Annotated in this window: 24 protein-coding genes and 2 tRNA genes; 4 read left to right on the plus strand and 22 right to left on the minus strand. The window is 36.5% G+C overall.

The window, feature by feature from the left end:
* Positions 1-183: 183 nt before the first annotated feature.
* Positions 184-351 carry a DUF3042 family protein gene (locus IGL48_RS11430; RefSeq protein ID WP_002356337.1) on the plus strand — a complete coding sequence of 56 codons (168 nt, stop codon included), beginning with the start codon at positions 184-186 and terminating at the stop codon, positions 349-351.
* Positions 352-513: 162 nt separating this feature from the next.
* Here IGL48_RS11430 and IGL48_RS11435 read toward each other — a convergent pair whose 3' ends face one another.
* The 8 genes from IGL48_RS11435 to IGL48_RS11470 all read right to left on the minus strand — a co-directional run bounded on the left by IGL48_RS11435 (position 514) and on the right by IGL48_RS11470 (position 6,581).
* Complete coding sequence (locus IGL48_RS11435) at positions 514-2,352, minus strand: FAD/NAD(P)-binding protein (protein WP_048949659.1); 1,839 nt, start codon at positions 2,350-2,352, stop codon at positions 514-516.
* Between the two features lie 13 nt (positions 2,353-2,365).
* Positions 2,366-2,716 carry a DUF488 domain-containing protein gene (locus IGL48_RS11440; RefSeq protein WP_002362343.1) on the minus strand — a complete coding sequence of 117 codons (351 nt, stop codon included), beginning with the start codon at positions 2,714-2,716 and terminating at the stop codon, positions 2,366-2,368.
* Positions 2,717-2,837: 121 nt separating this feature from the next.
* The gene (locus tag IGL48_RS11445) at positions 2,838-3,236 is read right to left on the minus strand and encodes a rhodanese-like domain-containing protein (RefSeq protein WP_002356334.1); all 399 of its coding nucleotides are present in this window, start codon (positions 3,234-3,236) and stop codon (positions 2,838-2,840) included.
* Positions 3,237-3,251: 15 nt separating this feature from the next.
* Positions 3,252-4,223: an ROK family glucokinase gene (locus tag IGL48_RS11450; protein WP_002356333.1), complete on the minus strand. Its 972-nt coding sequence runs from the start codon at positions 4,221-4,223 to the stop codon at positions 3,252-3,254.
* Positions 4,224-4,442, minus strand: a complete 219-nt coding sequence (locus IGL48_RS11455; protein ID WP_002356332.1) for a YqgQ family protein — start codon at positions 4,440-4,442, stop codon at positions 4,224-4,226.
* A gap of 17 nt (positions 4,443-4,459) precedes the next feature.
* The gene (locus IGL48_RS11460) at positions 4,460-5,170 is read right to left on the minus strand and encodes a rhomboid family intramembrane serine protease (protein WP_002362481.1); all 711 of its coding nucleotides are present in this window, start codon (positions 5,168-5,170) and stop codon (positions 4,460-4,462) included.
* A gap of 10 nt (positions 5,171-5,180) precedes the next feature.
* Positions 5,181-5,723 (minus strand): 5-formyltetrahydrofolate cyclo-ligase, encoded by a 543-nt coding sequence (locus IGL48_RS11465; protein WP_010824857.1) that lies wholly within the window; start codon positions 5,721-5,723, stop codon positions 5,181-5,183.
* Between the two features lie 87 nt (positions 5,724-5,810).
* The gene (locus IGL48_RS11470; RefSeq protein WP_002356329.1) at positions 5,811-6,581 is read right to left on the minus strand and encodes an alpha/beta fold hydrolase; all 771 of its coding nucleotides are present in this window, start codon (positions 6,579-6,581) and stop codon (positions 5,811-5,813) included.
* A 165-nt stretch (positions 6,582-6,746) separates the two neighbouring features.
* Here IGL48_RS11470 and IGL48_RS11475 point away from each other — a divergent pair, with 165 nt between their 5' ends.
* The 3 genes from IGL48_RS11475 to IGL48_RS11485 all read left to right on the plus strand — a co-directional run bounded on the left by IGL48_RS11475 (position 6,747) and on the right by IGL48_RS11485 (position 10,063).
* On the plus strand, positions 6,747-7,322 hold the full coding sequence (locus tag IGL48_RS11475) for a DUF805 domain-containing protein (RefSeq protein WP_002379789.1): 576 nt from the start codon (positions 6,747-6,749) through the stop codon (positions 7,320-7,322).
* Between the two features lie 90 nt (positions 7,323-7,412).
* Positions 7,413-8,978 carry a membrane protein gene (locus IGL48_RS11480; RefSeq protein WP_048949658.1) on the plus strand — a complete coding sequence of 522 codons (1,566 nt, stop codon included), beginning with the start codon at positions 7,413-7,415 and terminating at the stop codon, positions 8,976-8,978.
* Positions 8,979-9,331: 353 nt separating this feature from the next.
* Entirely contained in the window at positions 9,332-10,063 is a 732-nt protein-coding gene (locus IGL48_RS11485; RefSeq protein ID WP_411158735.1) for a DUF4950 domain-containing protein, read from the plus strand.
* 277 nt (positions 10,064-10,340) lie between these two features.
* Here the strand turns inward: IGL48_RS11485 and IGL48_RS11490 are convergent, their stop codons facing one another.
* From IGL48_RS11490 to IGL48_RS11555, 14 genes are all read right to left on the minus strand, one after another.
* Positions 10,341-11,405, minus strand: coding sequence for an FUSC family protein (locus IGL48_RS11490; RefSeq protein WP_010824859.1), 1,065 nt, complete (start codon positions 11,403-11,405; stop codon positions 10,341-10,343).
* 255 nt (positions 11,406-11,660) lie between these two features.
* Positions 11,661-11,912 (minus strand): hypothetical protein, encoded by a 252-nt coding sequence (locus IGL48_RS11495; RefSeq protein ID WP_002382470.1) that lies wholly within the window; start codon positions 11,910-11,912, stop codon positions 11,661-11,663.
* Positions 11,913-12,001: 89 nt separating this feature from the next.
* A tRNA-Ser gene (locus IGL48_RS11500) sits at positions 12,002-12,091 on the minus strand.
* Between the two features lie 327 nt (positions 12,092-12,418).
* Positions 12,419-12,904, minus strand: coding sequence for a hypothetical protein (locus tag IGL48_RS11505; RefSeq protein WP_430601646.1), 486 nt, complete (start codon positions 12,902-12,904; stop codon positions 12,419-12,421).
* A 120-nt stretch (positions 12,905-13,024) separates the two neighbouring features.
* Positions 13,025-13,098: transfer RNA gene (locus tag IGL48_RS11510), tRNA-Ile, on the minus strand.
* A gap of 73 nt (positions 13,099-13,171) precedes the next feature.
* The gene (locus IGL48_RS11515; protein ID WP_430601647.1) at positions 13,172-14,434 is read right to left on the minus strand and encodes a LysM peptidoglycan-binding domain-containing protein; all 1,263 of its coding nucleotides are present in this window, start codon (positions 14,432-14,434) and stop codon (positions 13,172-13,174) included.
* A complete protein-coding gene (locus IGL48_RS11520) occupies positions 14,435-14,668 on the minus strand; it encodes a phage holin (RefSeq protein WP_002417568.1) in 234 nt (77 codons plus the stop codon). It abuts the gene before it with no gap.
* Positions 14,661-14,882 (minus strand): hypothetical protein, encoded by a 222-nt coding sequence (locus IGL48_RS11525; protein WP_173963076.1) that lies wholly within the window; start codon positions 14,880-14,882, stop codon positions 14,661-14,663. Before IGL48_RS11525 ends, IGL48_RS11520 begins: the two co-directional genes overlap by 8 nt.
* 33 nt (positions 14,883-14,915) lie before the next feature.
* Positions 14,916-15,053: an XkdX family protein gene (locus IGL48_RS11530; RefSeq protein WP_173963077.1), complete on the minus strand. Its 138-nt coding sequence runs from the start codon at positions 15,051-15,053 to the stop codon at positions 14,916-14,918.
* Positions 15,053-15,427 (minus strand): hypothetical protein, encoded by a 375-nt coding sequence (locus IGL48_RS11535; protein WP_010815471.1) that lies wholly within the window; start codon positions 15,425-15,427, stop codon positions 15,053-15,055. Before IGL48_RS11535 ends, IGL48_RS11530 begins: the two co-directional genes overlap by 1 nt.
* Positions 15,428-15,441: 14 nt before the next feature.
* Complete coding sequence (locus IGL48_RS11540; RefSeq protein WP_086317750.1) at positions 15,442-15,954, minus strand: hypothetical protein; 513 nt, start codon at positions 15,952-15,954, stop codon at positions 15,442-15,444.
* On the minus strand, positions 15,954-16,271 hold the full coding sequence (locus tag IGL48_RS11545) for a hypothetical protein (protein ID WP_021732960.1): 318 nt from the start codon (positions 16,269-16,271) through the stop codon (positions 15,954-15,956). The genes IGL48_RS11540 and IGL48_RS11545 overlap by 1 nt, the downstream gene beginning before the upstream one ends.
* A complete protein-coding gene (locus IGL48_RS11550) occupies positions 16,264-16,581 on the minus strand; it encodes a hypothetical protein (protein ID WP_021732959.1) in 318 nt (105 codons plus the stop codon). Before IGL48_RS11550 ends, IGL48_RS11545 begins: the two co-directional genes overlap by 8 nt.
* Entirely contained in the window at positions 16,574-17,482 is a 909-nt protein-coding gene (locus tag IGL48_RS11555) for a phage baseplate upper protein (RefSeq protein ID WP_430601648.1), read from the minus strand. Before IGL48_RS11555 ends, IGL48_RS11550 begins: the two co-directional genes overlap by 8 nt.
* Positions 17,483-17,485: the final 3 nt, after the last annotated feature.

Genomic DNA, 17,485 nt, shown 5'->3' on the forward strand with positions numbered 1-17,485 from the left:
AGGATTTAATTTGGCCATTTCTCCTTATTCATTTTTCCTATAAAAATACAGAAAAGACTTGGTAAATTTTAACAAATCTCTAAATTAGTCGTAGAGTTTATGAAAAATCATTGTAACTATTGGATTTTTTTGCTTTTTTCCGTCATAATAGAAACAAATACAATTTGAAAGAAGGAATGAACGATGAAAAAATTTGTATCAGGTATGTTAGTCGGTACTGCTATCACAGTTGCTGCTTTAGCCGGTGTGGCTACAACTATTAAAAAAACAGTCATTGATCCAATTGAAGAAAAAGAAGATATGATTGAAGAAAACCGTAAAAAAGCGATGCGTAAACGTATTGCACGTTAAAAAATAGCTGTGACGTTGAGATAAAAAATCTAACGCCAAGAAATCAACAGGAGCGCTTCTGGCTCGGTTGATTCTCTTAAGCATAACAAGTGGTCATCCATCGCTTTGATGGATGACCACTTGTTATGCTTTCTTTTTTACCAAAGGAGCTGACTATTTTTCTTAACTATTAAAAATAGTAGCAGCAATCCGATCCATATCACGCATATTCCAAGGATCCACACCAGGACGAGCTGCAGCGGCTGTTAACCAATGAATCCCTTCTGTTGGAATACCACAACTAAAAAGGCCTGTCGCCACCTGTCCACCTTTTGTGATGACTTGATTCGTGGCAGGCACAATCAAGAGTGCGCCTGTTTTGACTATTTGACCATCAGCTAATGCCAGTTGATGGAGCGTAGCTAGCTTATCGGCTAACAACTGCCTCGTTAAAGGATTCAAACTTTTTTCATTATTAACTTTGGGAATGCGTGCTTCAATTAAAAAGTGACTATTATACCGATTTTCCGGAAATAAATTAGCATAAGTAATAAATTGACCCGCTTTCATTTCGACACGCATTTCTGGCCCCAGAATCGTGACCAATCCCAGTTCAACTAACGCCTGTAGCTCTTCTGTTCTTTCAACAGAAGGTCCCACTGACAAAAAGGTATTCAACGGGGTAAACCAATGCCACAACCACTTTTGACTCTCGTCATTCGTTAATAATCCTTCATCCAAAACAAAGCGAATCTGATCTCTTAAATCTTTTAAACTGTCTAAAGCAGTGGTCAAAGGACCGCTAAGATTGCCTTTCTCTGCTTCTTGAATATCCCATTTTAAATACTCTAGTAAAAACGAACGAAAACTTTCATGAGTGGTTTTCTTTGTTTCAGGATGTTCTAACGCTTGCCAATCAAACCAATCTTGTTTTTCAAAGTGGGCTAAGCTTTCCGACGCTCCCTTGGTTTGAATAAACAGCTGTTGAAAGGCCTCTTTAGAAAGATGCGGATATTTTTCTTCGATTAAGCAAGTGTAATACACATATTCCACTTCTTTTTTTAAATACCAAAAAAACTCTGCACCTGTAACCTGTCCTTTTTTACGACATTCAGCTAAATACGTTTCGGTTAAAAAAACAGGCTGATAGGTTTCCCCGTAACCTTTTTGATTAATCCCTCGAGGATGAGAAGGAAAACCGCGACCAGAACCAGCAATAATAATAGGCTCTCTTCCAGAAGGTTCATAACGTAAGCGGCCATTTTGACGAGAAAAAACACCCCCGCGGCCAATCGTCAAGGCAGATAAATAGTCAAAAAATGCCAAACCTAAGCCTTTTAACACAACGGGTTGTTTTGCGGGTATATTGGCAAGTGCCAATAAAGCATCCGCCGCATTTTTAGGAGAAGAATAAAACAAACGATGCTCCTTGGCGTAGTCCGCAAGCTCTTGTTCAACAGTCGTTAATTCATTTTCTTGGTGACCCAAAGCTAAAATTACTTTGTCTGCCGTAAACTCAATGGATTGGGTGTACACATAATAGTTATCCTCTCCTGCCCGCACAGCAGTTACTGGCTCTTTAAAAAACGTCAGCGATGTTTGTTCGTTACACCGCGTGGCTAAATACGTATAAAACCATTTTTGGTACATGCCATAAAAAGCTCTCGAACAGTGATCATTCGGTCCAAGGCGATGACATTCTTTCAACAACTCAAGATAATTATAGGGTTGTTTCTGTTGAATGTACTGCGCAGCTTCTGTTTGGGTCCATTCATAGAGAGTAGGGCCCTTGACAATTGGTCCTTCGCCACTAAAAGATTCATCTGTAAATAAAGTGACTTGACTAATCACGGTGTTCATTAATAAATAATTAGGTTGCTCTGCTCGCCAAATTTTCCCACCTGGACCGTATGGATCAAACAACGTGAGCTGAACATTTATTTCCGTTTTACGAGCCCATTCAATGACTCGTTCTGCAGCTGATAAGCCTCTGGGTCCAGCACCTACAATTGCAATTTTCATCCAATCACCTACTCTATTTTTCTAATAATTCTTTTAAGACAACCGCTTGATTATGCACTGTATCTTTCGCCCCATAGACCAGCGTGACTACTGGCTGATTTTTTACAATCGTCTGTAACTGCTTAAACGCTGTGGCAGTTGGCTCATGTTTCAATTCTTCTTGGTATTTTTGTTTAAACTCGGGATATTTATTTGCTTCATGATTAAACCATTTCCGTAGCTCTGTACTTGGGGCCACTTCTTTGAGCCATTCATCTAACTTTTCAGATTCCTTGGATTTTCCTCGTGGCCAAACACGGTCAACTAAAACACGGTAGCCATCTTGCTCTGTCGGCGCTTCATATGCTCGCTTGATTTGAATCATCTGCCTTCACCTCTTCTCTTTATTGTAGCTCAAAAAGTGAGGACTGACAAAAAGCAACATCTCTATTAAGCTTTCCTATACAAAAAGAGTTGGTCTCAATGAAGACCAACTCTTTTTGTTATTAACTATTTCTCTTTTTCACTTTCCCAGTCCAGCCATCATAGCCGCCTTTTAAAATATAAATATCAGTATAGCCATTTTTGCGTAATAAATTAGCTGCTCGGATACTTAAAGCTTTCTTCTGATCATAAAGATAAACAGGTTGATCCTTACGAAGAGAACCAATTGTTGTTTTTAACATGCTGTATGGCATGCTGCGCGCCCCTAAAATATGCCCAGCATCAAATGTATCTTTCTCACGAACGTCAATCACTTGTGCTTTACGCATTGTTTCTTTAAATTCTTCTTCCGTCAGCATTTTTGCTGAACGTTTCACCATAATTTTCAAATATAATTCATTGAATACCATCGCTAGTACAATAACTAGCAAAATGCCATTGATTACCCATAAAATACTCATTCTAAAAAGCCCTCTCTATTTCTCTTTTGAAAATTGTAATGCTAGTGAAGCGGCACCAATGACGCCGGCCTCATTACCTAGCTCTGCTAATTTGATTTTTGTACTATTTCGAACTTGCGGGAAGGTAAATTCTTGGAAATATTTTTCGACACGACTACGTAAAAATTCTCCTGCTGCAGAAACACCTCCACCGATAACCACGCTATCTGGATTTAACGTGTTGCCTAAGTTTCCTGTGGCTAAGCCTAAATAGAAGCAAACACGATCCACAACCATTAAAGCAAAATGATCGCCTTTTTCGGCAAATTCAAAAACGTCTTTACTTGAAACATCCTGTCCATCATCAATCGCTTGTTTCAGTTCAGAGTCACCTGCAAACTCTTCTGATAAATGACGTGCAACACGAACGACACCAGTGGCACTAGAAACAGTTTCTAAACAGCCACGTTTCCCACAGGTACAGTCAAATCCGTTAGGATCAACCGTCACATGCCCAACTTCACCAGCACAGCCAGCAACACCGTGGAGCAATTCTCCCGCTGCAACAATGCCTCCGCCGACACCTGTTCCTAAAGTAATAAAAATCACGTCGGGATTGTTTTCCCCCGCGCCTTTCCAACGCTCACCTAAAGCGGCAACATTGGCATCATTATCTAAGGCAAACGGAATTCCTAAAGCAGATTCGATTTGTTCTTTGACAGGCTGTACAGTCGTCCAGTTTAAATTATAGGCACCTACAACAGTTCCTTTTTCAATGTCGACACTTCCTGGTGTTCCCATACCAATTCCCACAAAATCTTCTTTTTTCATATTATAAAGATCTATACGGTGACGAATACTTTCAATAATTGAAGGCACAATGTGCTTGCCATCTTCTAAAATATTCGTTTCAATACTCCATTTTTGTTGAACAACGCCATCGGTTGTTAAAATAGCAAATTTGATGGTCGTTCCACCTAAATCAATCCCAATAATCTTCTTATCCATTTAGTCGATTCCTTTCTGTTTCCCTCTAGATTCTTCTATTCGATGCTCTCTTTGCAAAATATGCCGGGCCTGTAAATACGTATCTCGGTCTACCAATTGACCTTCATACAATTTTTTTAATTCAATCATCATTAACTCAATATCATAAATCCGTGCACCGACATAAATATACATCCCAAACTGTTTAAAAAGTTGTTGTACATCATATAACGTTTCCATACGAAAACACTTCCTTATTATACAGGTAAACCGTATTTTTTAAAACCCAATAACAGACAAATTACGACAAGAAAAATAAAAATTAACGTGGCCATAATTCGCTCGTGCTTATTAAATGCTTCTTCACGATTTGGAACAGCAAAAGCCGTCGCTACTAATAGTCCACCAATTAGACCGCCAACATGACCCATCATATCTACAGAGCTACTAAACAAGTTAAATAACAAATTAATCACAATAAACATTGAATAGCGTTGCACCATATACATAATCGCTGGATTGTCTCTAAAATGGCGTCCTAAAATAACAAATGCGCCGAACAAACCAAAAAGCGCTGTACTAGCACCCGCTGAGACACTGTTGGGTGTCCCAAAGGCAAAACTGGCGATATTTCCAGCAATCCCACTCAATAAATAAATTCCCAAATAGCGCCAATGCCCATAAATTGCCTCAACCTGTGCGCCGATATAATAAAGAGTAACCATATTCAAAATAATATGCATAAACCCAATGTGAAGAAACATTGGCGTGATAAACCGCCAGTATTCATGATTTTGAGCTACCAGTGGACGAACCATTGCTCCCCAATTAACTAAGTTTAAAATATTTTCTGATCCTCCAGTTAATTCCAATCCAAGGAAAACAATGATTGAAATACCTAAAAGGGCATACGTAATGAACGGCTGATTTTTTAGCCGTTTCAATTTCATTTCTGTTTGATAATTCATTCCATTCCTCCTATTGTATAAATAATTGTTCGATTGGCTGATCAAACGCTTCTGGTTGCCATTGTTCATGGAGTTGTTCACTAAAAACTAAACTACATGAATGGCCCGAAAAATGTTCCAAATAACGATCATAAAAACCACCGCCGAAGCCTATTCGATAGCCAGCACGATTGAAAACAATCCCTGGCACAATCAATAAATCAATTGCTGTAGCTGTTATTTCTGCCGCTGTTAACGGAGGTTCTTCCACGCCAAATGCACTGGTGTCATAAACCGTCTCTGGAAAAACTTGATAAAAGTGCATTTTGCCTCCTTTAAATGTTCGCGGCACCGCCACTTGCTTGCCCTCTTGCATGGTCCGTTCGAAAATTGGCTGTGTTGATAATTCTAGCGGTAACGACCGAATCATTCCGATTGTTTGTGCTTGTTGCCATTGCTGACTAGCAAACAACTGTTCATAGAGACTTGATTCTTTATGTTGTTTAATTTCTGGATGTTGTTTTAGCCATTCCAGGGCAGTTAAGCCCACTTTTCTCAACTTATTTTTCTCCATGTACACCTTCAACCCCTTTTCTGTTAAGTTTATAGAAAGTGTTCTTAAAAAACAAGCTGATTCCCCTTTTCTCTTTGAAAAATCCCGTTATTTTTCTAACGTTTTTGACGCTTCTTTAAAAAAGTCAACAACCAAATCCATTGTTTCTCCTTTCACTAAATGCCGCTCACCGATTTCCGTTATAAATTGCGTATTTCTCGCATACGTTTTCCCAGACACTAATTGTTCAAAATCAGCCATGTCTTCATAGGGAATTTTTTCATCTTCCGTTCCATGCCAAAACAGCATCGGTCGTTCTTGTAGTCTTTCTGGCGTTTGTGATAAATCGTATTGATGTACCCAACTTAGCAACAGTGGCAAGTCTTTAGGTACAAAAATAGCAAATTCTTTCGCCCGTTGAATCACTCGCTGAATATAGCGCGCCGGATAGGGTGTTCCCATTAAGCAAGCGGCAGCTTGAATCTCAGGATGTTGGGTCATAAGAGCGCTGGTAGTAATACCGCCCATGGATACACCACCCACGCCAATCCAATTTTCTTTAATCAACCCTAATTTATGAAAATGATGGATAATTACTGGAAATTCAATCAAATTATATTGAATGCTACTCCAAAATGTAATCGATGGAATCGTGGAAATAGGTCCTGTTTTTCTTTCTCCATGGTTCATGGCATCTGGTAAAATGACCCGAAACCCCTCGTGTGCTAATTTTCTTGCTTGTGTTAAAGATAATTCTTTAGCTGATTGCCAACCATGATAGTAAACAATTAAAGGTAATGCTTCGTTTTTTTGCTCTTCTGTTGTCACTTCTAATGCTGGAATTTTTGCTATGTAGCGATGTCTAATACTGATTTTCATTCATGATTCCTCCATTATAAAATATCTTCTCTTATTTTACCGTTTTTTGATAAAACCTGCTCTTTATATGATTTATCAAAAAAACCACAAAATATGCGAATTCGCATTTTCCTATTTTATTACTTTCCGTTATAATCATTTTATTAAATACAAAGGGGTGTTTTTATGGTTAAAATTGAGGAAAAAGGCAAAGTAACATTTGGACAAGCTTTTAAAGATTATTTTCGTGGATATGTTGATTTTAAAGGTCGGACCACACGTGCTGGTTATTGGTGGATGACATTGGTATTAAGCATTTTAGCACTTATTTTTTATATTGCCATTGTCGGCAAAGCCGTGTCAGCAATTTTAGCAGCTGAATATTTTGAAACCTATGATTTTGGAAACTTATTACCGTTGATGCTTTTTGCACTTGTTTTATGGTTAGCTTTATTATTACCAACGTGGGCAATGTGTGTACGTCGTTATCGTGATGCTGGGATGACAGGTTGGGGCGTGCTTGTTTTATATCTACTTTCTATTGCCTGTAGCTATACACAAGTTTTCTCTGTTATGTCAACTTTTAAATATGACGTTCAAACAGATACTGTGATAACAGGTGGCAGTCCCGTCTTCTTATTTTTCACTCTTGTGATTAGTCTGTTTTTCTTCTTACTAACAGTCTTACCGACAGATAAACTAACAACAACTAGCCAAAATAGCGTCTTACGCTTCTTCTTCCGTTACAAAGAAGTGAAGTAAGGAAAAGTTTTAAGCCTTTCTTTTAAAAGAAGGGCTTTTTTCTTATTTTAAAATCTTTATGATAAAATAAGAACTAGTCTAGCTAAAAAAATGGAAGGAGAAAATATGGCTACTTTTAAACGGATTCTGAATCTAGAAAATTATATTTTTACTTTTTTTATTTTATTTGTCTTTTACGGCGCAATTAACTCTCCCTATTCTCTGGTAAAAATTCTTTGGGAAAAGCCTAAGCACTTGCTTGTTTTACTTCCTCTATTAATTATTCTATTGTTGATTATTTATAAAAACAAAAAATTTCTTTACACTAAGATTCAAGCGCTCTGGCACTTAATAAAAACCCATGATCGTGTGGTTATTATTGGTAGTTTGGTCAGTTTATTTTTACTACAACTTTTACTCCTGACGCAGATTACTGTGCCGATTGGCTGGGATGTTTTTGACAACTTTCATAGTATTACCACTGAAAATAGGGATTATTCAAAAATCGTACTTTCTTTAAACCCCAATAACGAATTTTTCTTTTTCATGATGTATTACCTGAATAAATTTTTGCGTTTCATTGATGTGACAGGGAGCTGGAGCAATACTTGGTTTAGTTGGCAAGTGGTTAATTGCTTGTTTATTAATAGCAGTTTATTTCTCTTTTATCATGCCTCTAAACGTGTCTTTAATCCATTAACGGCCTTCGTTGCTTATAGTTTATTTTTTCTTTCTTTCGGATTGTCTCCATGGTTACTAACGCCTTATACAGATACGGCCGTCTTATTGTTCATCAACCTAGTTTTTTTTGCATATAGCCTTTTTGACCAAGTTTCCCATCCCTTCGTAAAATATTGTTTATTACTGTTTATTGGACTTGGCCTAGCTTGGTGTTTTTTAATGAAACCTTCGTCTATTATCTTTTTTATTGCATTTAGTTGTATAAAAGTGCTGCAACTTCTTTTAGTAAATCGGAACAAACAGTCTATCGTAAAATTAACCGTGGTTGCTCTCTTTTTACTGACTGGTTTCGCCAGCGCATATTATAGTTTTCAATTTTTTGTGGAAAAACAAACGATTACGGAAATCGATAAAGAACAAGCCAAACCTTGGACACTTTTTGTAATGATGGGTTTGACTGGAACTGGCGGTTACAATGATGCAGATACACAAGCAGTAAATCAGTTGCCTACACAAGAAGCCAAAAAAGCTTATACCATAAAAATGATTCAAGACCGTTTAAAAAATAAAGGATTCTTCGGTTATCTCCGTTTTCTGGCTCAAAAAAATCGTCATAATACTGCCAATGGTGATTTTGACTGGGGTTGGGATGGCGGTGATTTAATCCCAGAAACACCTTCTAAAAATCGTTGGCAAGAACACTTGCGGTCACTGTATTATCCTCAAAATCAAAAAAGTAACTATCTACGAATTTATATGCATTTTTTCTATTTACTCACATTACTAGGTCTATTGTTCAGTATCCCTCTAAAAGATTCAAAAAATAACTACGCGATTTTAAAATTAGCTTTCATTGGAGCTATTCTGTATTTATTGCTCTTTGAAGGCGGCCGCTCTCGCTATCTAATCCAGTTTATGCCGTTTTGGTACTTGTTATCAGCGAGTGGTTGGCTGGGGTTGAGAGAGATTCGAAGATACAAAAAAATAGTAAAATAGAAAAGAGGATTGAGTTAAAAATGAAAAAAAGTTTGCTGGGGTTGATTGTTTTTTTATCCTTACTGACCCTTACTTCCTGCAGAAATAAAGTGACCACAAAAGAGCTAATGGCAAACGAGTGGGCCGTAAACTCCAACGTTGATGAAGTAGTAATGATTGTATCATTCAGCGAAGATACCGCTACTTTCAAAATCAATACAGATGAACACACATCAACTGCAAAAAATGATTTGGAAAAAGTAGGCGAAGAATTAGGTAAACAAATTGCAAATAAAATAGAATACAAAGTCAAATACCATCTAAAAAACAATCAAATTCGTTGGGAAAATGAAGGAAAAGAAGTAGCTTACAAGATAAAAAAAGAAAAGCAAAATCTACTTTTCACTCCTACTAAGACAAACAATTCTGATAACCAAACAAAACTAATTTTGAAACCTTACACAAAGAAAAGTATTGATTCTTCCACTCAAAAAGATAAAACGGAAGAAACCAACTCTAATTATCAAAACGTCTCATCTGAAACAAACCAATCTACCTCTTCATCTACTACTAAAGAACCGCTACCACAAGTTAGCTTAGCTGATTTTATAGGCGGTTGGGGTATTCCTCAAAGTGATAACTTATTTTTTATAAATGCTGACGGAACACTCACTAGCATAACTCAATCGAATGTTCCTCTTCAAAATGTAAGTTTTTCTGTGGATGAGAATGGTAATCAAACAATGACGTTTCTTTTGAATAATACGCCCCGAACAGTAACGAAAAATAATGATGGTACTTTAACTGTTAATGGACAAATATACACTTATCTAGGTAATATTACGTTGGAACAATTAATTGAAAGAAATAATCAAACTCAACAAGTTTTTGAACAATCTGAACAGCAACCACCACAAAACTCTGATTCTAGTGAACAAATACAAAATTCTAAATCAGACCAACCTATATACGATACGGTACGAAGTGGTGAAGGTGGGCGACAGTTAGCTGAAAGAAATGGTTTAACCTTGGAAGAATTATTAGCATTAAATCCAGGCATTGAAACTTCTGTTTTTTATCCTGGTCAGTCATTACGAATTAAATAGAAATTTAGGTATACTAATAGATAATAGTCTATAAAAGTAGAACTGGACCATCTACCATTTACTTTGGGATACCAGTTGATGGCAATCAGTTTGACGAAGTGGAACTAGACCTTGTACCGACTGACTCAGCAAAAATTGCGACATTGGATATAGCAGTTGGTCATTGATTAATAGCATATATGGAATATACGCTAAAATGAAACTTTCCCCATTCTCTATAGTTAAAGTAATGTCTAAGGAGCCTAACATTCTTTCAAGAAAGAATGTTAGGCTCCTTTTATTCAGAAAATTTCAGCCACTGCTTGCGATTGCAATAGGACATAGTTTTTACAAAGACAAAATGATAAAGCAAACCGTAAGCTAGCCCCAACATATTTAACAAAATTCTTAAGTAAAGACTTGTTTCTAGCCCAAATATCATAGAAGCTGCCATGATAGCACCAACACAATTAAAAATCGTTTTACTTTTATAAGATGTGCATAAGCCTAAACAAAGTCCACCTAAAATACCAAGTAGGTTCGTTGGTAAATAAAATAACAAGATAGCCGATACTAAAGAACCAATAACGACCCCTACTATTCGTTCTTTGGCTCGTTCAGACAATTTAAACGTATCATACCCAGAAAATAACGACGAACTAGCAAATGTTGCCCACATAAAGCGGTCAATCTGAAGGTGCGTTCCTATAAAAAGTAATAAGCTAATGCCTAAAGCGTAATAACCAAACCAAATATTTCTTTGATTAAAAAAACCATTTTCTGTAACCATCTGTATAAAAGTAATCTCTTGATCCAACTTTTTATGTTTCACATGATAAACAAAAGCTAAAAGTAGATAAGCAAACACTAATACAAAGAAAGTTTGTTCTAATTGCTGAAACGATTGATAGTGAACCGTGCCAACTAAATATAAGTAGGAGAACGTATACAAGCCAGGATTACCCATTTTAGGGTTTTTACCAGTTAAGAAAAACAATGCCAGCAAGCAGATAAAATGAAGACCCAATTGTAAAAATGATACAGAAATCAGTGAAATTAATGGACTAACACCTAGAATTGTTAACACGATTCCTAAACTAAGCAAGGCCTGTTTTTCCCTGTAGCCATATGAGACGAAACGGATACTCAACAGCAAACAAAATAATACAATTGAAAAAGGCGCTACAGCTTTTCCAAAGAAAAAAGTAATCGTCGACACCCATAAAATCGCAAACGAAACTAATAAGATATCCCTTATTAACAAGGCGCGCCAAAAATATCTCCGCTGTTTTTTAGTGTCCGCTTGATGAATTTTTTGTTTTAAAATAAATGGATCTAACTGCAATAATTGATAAAAAGTCACCTAAAATCATCTCCTAAAAATCGACTCTTCTCAATTCATTATTCCAACTTTTCCTTCTATGAAATCATAAGAAAAGTAGTTGTGACGAACATTTTACTACAACTTTTTTTCTGAATCAATACATGCATTATTTCTTAATTCAATACCTTTCCCGATACGATTTGCTTACTTCATAAAAAATAAGCCTAGAAAAAATCAAAACGATTAATTCTAGACTCAAAATTAAATAACTGTTGAACAAAAGCTAGCGCTTTTTTACATAAACTTTTCCAACAGATCCATTTCTTTTTCTAATTCTTTTTCATCATACTTGTCATACTTACCAGCTTCGTGTGCAATTTTTTTAATCTCATGAATGGCTTTTTTTTCAACAATCCATTTCTTCATACTATGTTTTTTTGTATCCTCATCTAGCGAGCCCAACTCTTCTAAACTTGCATCCAATTTGTTCAAAACGTCTGCAATTTTTGCTAATGCTTGCGCTTCTTTTTCTTCATAGTTTGACATAATAGACACCTCTTCTTAAGAATTTTTCTACTTTAAGTGTACGTCTCTGTCGTTTTATTTGCAACTAATAACTCAACTGCTTCTCAGTACGGAGGATAAGGGATTCGAACCCTTGCACGATGTTACTCGCCTAACGGTTTTCGAGACCGTCCCCTTCAGCCAAACTTGGGTAATCCTCCCTCTACATTCCATCTACAAATGAACATGTAATGAATCTATAGATAAAAAGCCTAGACCCTTACACAACAAGGATTCTAGGCTCTATCTAACTAAATTATTTAGTTTCACGGTGTATTTTTTCTACAACACCACATTTAGACAGACTAGAACTCACAAGGGTTTGCGTAATATCATTTTAATTCAAATTAGCAAAATAGACTATAACAACAAGATAAAATCTACATCAAAAAATTAAAAAAGGCAAGCGAATAGATATATAAATTATACCGAATAAACAAAAAAGCTCTACTCCCCATGATTGAGAAGTAGAGCCTTTACATTTTTAATTATTCTATCCACTCATCATCGAAATATTCGTCCACAAATTCATCTATAGTTTCGCAACGTTCTGTTTCTTCCTCAAATGGGTTTTCTTCAGGTATATGCTCTTCGCTCCATTTCGTGAAGTTATGAATCTGAATATGTCTTATATCGTAAAAATCGATTTCTTGTTCACCAATCAGCACAACATCGAATTCTGCCATCCCACGGAAAACACCAAAAACATGTGGTTTTACGCGATCATATTCATCTAATGAGTTCAGCTGAATTTCTAGTACCTTATTTTGTTTAATTGAGCGATCTAAAAAATATTCTATTTGGTTTTGGGATTGCTGTGGCAAACGCTCAATATTCCGAGCATGATATTCATCTGTATTTTTAATTGCTTCCGTTAACTCACCTAATGGGAATGCTGTAGGCCATTTCAATTCAAAAGGACGGTCAACATAATCGTTGTAAGGTTTAAACTCTTTTTTAGTTCGTCTCGCCATCTGATACACTCTCCTATCAGAAACATTATACGAACGTTTGTTCTATTTTTCAACAAAAAAATATTGCCATAACATAAAAACACCTATCTCTCATAAGAAAAAGAGGCAGGTGTTTTACTATGGACCATACAGGACTCGAACCTGTGGCCTAACCGTTATGAGCGATTGGCTCTAACCAACTGAGCTAATGGTCCTAAAAAGAGCCGCCTTGGGGAAGACGACTCAAGAGAAATTTAATAAGCGTATCCTTATTTTATATTAAAACTATCAATAGTTCAACGTTTGTCCTGGATAAATCAAGTTAGGATTTGCTAATCCGTTTAATGCAGCTAAGGCTTGATAAGTAGTACCGAGTTTAGCTGCAATACTTGATAAATTATCACCGTATTGAACTGTGTAAACGTTGCTTACTGCTGATCCATTTACTTTCAAAGCTTGACCAGGATAAATAAGATTTGGATTAGCCAATCCATTTAATGCAGACAATGTTTGATAGTCTGTGCCATGTTGGTAAGCAATACTTGATAATGTTTCACCATATTGGACTACGTGTGTTGCTTCTGGTTGTTTATCAGGAACAGTTGCCGCATCTGGCAATAATTCAATATCACCTTTGCTTATCCATGACAAGATACCTCCAAGCAATACTCTGCTTCCAGTTACTTCTTGCACTTTGTAGCTGTTGCCTTTTACCCAATCTGGAATAGCTTCGCCAGTTGCCCATGCATCTACGTTAAATTTCACTTTGACCATATCGCCAACTTTAACATCTGAATTTGGTGTTTTTTCAGTTTCTTCACCGGCTTCTGTTGCTGGTGTGTCCGTTTCTGGTTTGTCAGTAGCCGTATATCCGTTATCCGTAATTCCTGTTAGGTCTACGTTACCATCTAAACCGCCTGCAATATAAGTTGAGGTAAATTGCCAAATTGCGATACCATCCATACTAGGGAAATAGTTATATAACGGACTTGGTGTTACATCATAGCTAGGATATGCAGCAATCCATAAGGAATTAGGGAACTCTTTAATAATTCGTTGATAGTCCACGTATTGCAACGTAAAAGGCTTGTATGAATAATACATTGGCGTATACCCTGCTTGTTTGATACGGCGCATACCATACAAAATCGTTTCTGTATTTGCGTTTACATCAGGACTAGCCCCATGTTCAAAATCTAATGCAACAATGGAATTTTTAGGCGTTTGGATGCGTGGCAAGAAGTAATCCATTGTTGTTTTAGCAATATCCATGCTACCGAACGTATCGTACCATATATAACTGTGCGCTCGTTTTCCTTGAGCAATGGCACTTGCTACTTGCGTTTTATACGTATACTGCTCATAAATTCCACTAGCATTGTAACCACCAATTTGAGCGATAGTAAATTTATCATGTGCATAGCCAAAACGGCCTTGTTCACCTTGGTAAATCGCCCAGTCAACGCCTTGATCTCCTTTTGCAGCAAATGTACTAACTGGCGCTAAAAAAAACAGGCCTACCAATAATGTTACTAATAGTTTCTTTTTCATCTATTTGTCTCCTTTTCTATCTGATAATCCAGGTGTTGTATGGTCTGTCACAATTCCTAAAATAGTTAATACAACAAACACTGCATTGATAACATCTAGCAATTGCTGATTAATCACATCAATTTGAAATTTATACCCAAAAGGAACTGCAACTACTTGAATAAGTAACAAAACTGCAGGAATAAGAGACAACCAGAATTGTTTATTTTTTATTCTTGACTTCCAATCAATCATTTTTATTTCCTCCAATTCCTCGAAAGAGGGTTTTATTTTGTTCTTCCAATCGACTAATGCGCACCTCATGGTTATTTAATCGGTCAACAGCTTGTTTTAGTTCTTTCATGCTATCTTCTAATTGAGAGAAGACATGATAGAATTTCATTAATGCGAAGATAATTCCGCCTAAAAATGTAATCACCGCTAACCATTGTTCTAGTGTTAAGTTCATCCTGCACCTACTTTCTACTTACAATAAAACCGCTTAGCCTTCGCTAAACGGTTCACCTGTCATTTTAGTAAATTCCTCTTCTGTAATACAACTAGGTACAAATTCTGCGACCTGTTCAGGAGTAAACAGCCCCCAGTCAAACATTAACTTAATGTCATCGTATGAATACATTATTTTGCACCTCCGATTTGTTCTTTAATCGCATCAATTTCTTTAGTATTTTGAAGCGAAGTAAGCATGGTCTTTGAATTGATTTGAGCTAATGATTCTGCTTTAGCAGCTAGTTTTTCATTTGCTTGTTTTAAAACAGCGTTATCCGCTTCTAATACTGCTGAAAGGTTTTCTAACAGATTTAATTTCTTCGAATAATCTTGTGTGACTGCTTCTTCCCATTTTTGTTCTGAAAAATTAAAGAATTGTGATTGTTCATTGTCCAAAGCTTCAAGCGGTTTAATCTCAACAAAAGGTAAAGATGTTGGAAAATTATCCTCTACTTCGTTTTTTTCAAAACCCATTGGGTACAATACTTTGTATACTACTTTCATTTTATTTTCCTCCTTTAATATGGATTTTTAGCCATCCAACAACTTGAAATAGTAATCCATGCTCCTTTTGCGACACTATCTTTACATACAATATTTGAGTTATCTGCTGTGTTCATGTATAACAAGCACATTTTGTCATCGCTGGTTTTGCCATACATTCGAACCGCTTCAATCGGATATGCCCATGTTGGAATGTTGAACCACACCGCCTGGTTATCTTTTAAAGCAGATAATTGGAATGATCCTGTGAGATATACCAGATCTCCCCGTCGGTATAATTTTAGAGAACCACCTGACATCACAGAAGCGTTGTTATCCTTATCTACCATTGCATAATCTGCTTTAGCATTTGTAAGGACTGGCTCTTTTCCTTTTACTTGAATTCCATCTTGAAAATTTTTAGTACCTAGAATAGTTTCATTTCCAACAGCCTTTACTAATTTGCCTTCAATACCATCAATGGCATCTGCGTGTGTTTTCATGTACTTATTGACACCATTTTCTTTTAGCTGAACGATATCTGACATTACGCTTCACCTACCTTTTCAAATGTAAAAACTGGTAATGCATCCAATTTTTCTTTATCCGATTTGGACATTAAACCGTCTTTTTCAGAAGTGGCATTGCCAGGAAGTGTTGGAATAATAGTTGTGTCTGGCAGTGCTTTTACATCAGAAGCAGTTAAAACAACTTCACCTGTATGACCATTTACAGACGAGACAGTGCCTGCTTCAGCACCACTAATTTTTCCATCAACAAATTCATTTAATCCAACAACACCAGCTGTACTAGTTTGTACATCAATAGCTACGCCGTCTTTTTTCACTACATATAAATCAGGCATTTATTTCTTCATCTCCTTTTACTTTTTCAAACTCAACACCAGAACCACCTAGTTTTCCAGCTTCATAATCGGCTATAATTTTTAACATTTTGTCATACTCTTGTTGTGATATCATAATGCCATCGCTTGGCAGATCTAAGTCTGCACGTGTAATAATCACTGCTCCAGTTTTTCCGTTTACAGATAAAACTTTTGCCTGTCCGTTCATTATCTCTGATAAACCAAGGATAGCTGAAAAATGTGTAATAGGAAAAAACTGACGTTTAATACCATTTTCATCAGTTTCCATCATTCTCTTAGCATCAACCATTATTTACACCTTCAATCGTAAAAACATTTTGTTTTGGGTCATCAACTGTCGCTATGATTAACGCCCCTTCCTCGATTGGGAAATTGACTGTACCCACCAGTTCAACTTCATGATTCTTAGAAAATGAATCATCCTCTAAAATTTCTAACGTGTTTACATTGCCGTATTTAATGGTGTATAGCCGTTCCTCTAGCCGATGATACAAATATTCCATATCTGCCAATAAACGTTCAGAAATCGAATTATGGCGCACTCCTTGAATGTCTACACGTGCATCCATTAATTCGGCTAGCATTGTTCCGCCTGGATCAACAGTTTTTAAAATATCTTTGATTGATTCGAACCATTTTAGATAATCTGTTTCTTGGCCGTTCCGCCAAGCTTCAAATGTATCTTGTTGATTTTTGCGCCACTTTTCAAACTCTTCTTTTCTAGCGTTCATCCAAGCTGTAAAATCGCATTTGTTTTCATTGATAAAAGCGGTCATATCTGCAATTAAATCTTCTATTGATTGCCAATAGGAACCCATTTCACCTTCTGTTTTAGAAGCTGCATTCACCACAAAATAGGAAAAGTTTTGCGTTGCACCAATCAGGTTGTCGCCTTTATGAATACTGAAATATGCTTCCTGTCTGTGCAATGACTGCATAGAATATTCATCAAAGGTATACTGGATAATCCCTTTTTTGGCATTCACAATTTTTGCCGCTCGTTGAATCGGATACTTTTTATCAATAACTGATTCAAAAAATACTTCGCAACCTGTTAAATCAAGTGGCAAAGCATTTTCAACTAATATAGCTTCTAAAACTTCGGTATTTCGGTTCCCTTGCCGTACATTTTGAATGCCAATGTAATTGTATGGCTCCGTGGTGCTTAGTGTCGCTTGCCATTTAACCATTTA

Origin of the sequence: Enterococcus sp. DIV1090 (genome assembly GCF_050537975.1) — a bacterium.
Lineage (GTDB): Bacteria > Bacillota > Bacilli > Lactobacillales > Enterococcaceae > Enterococcus > Enterococcus faecalis.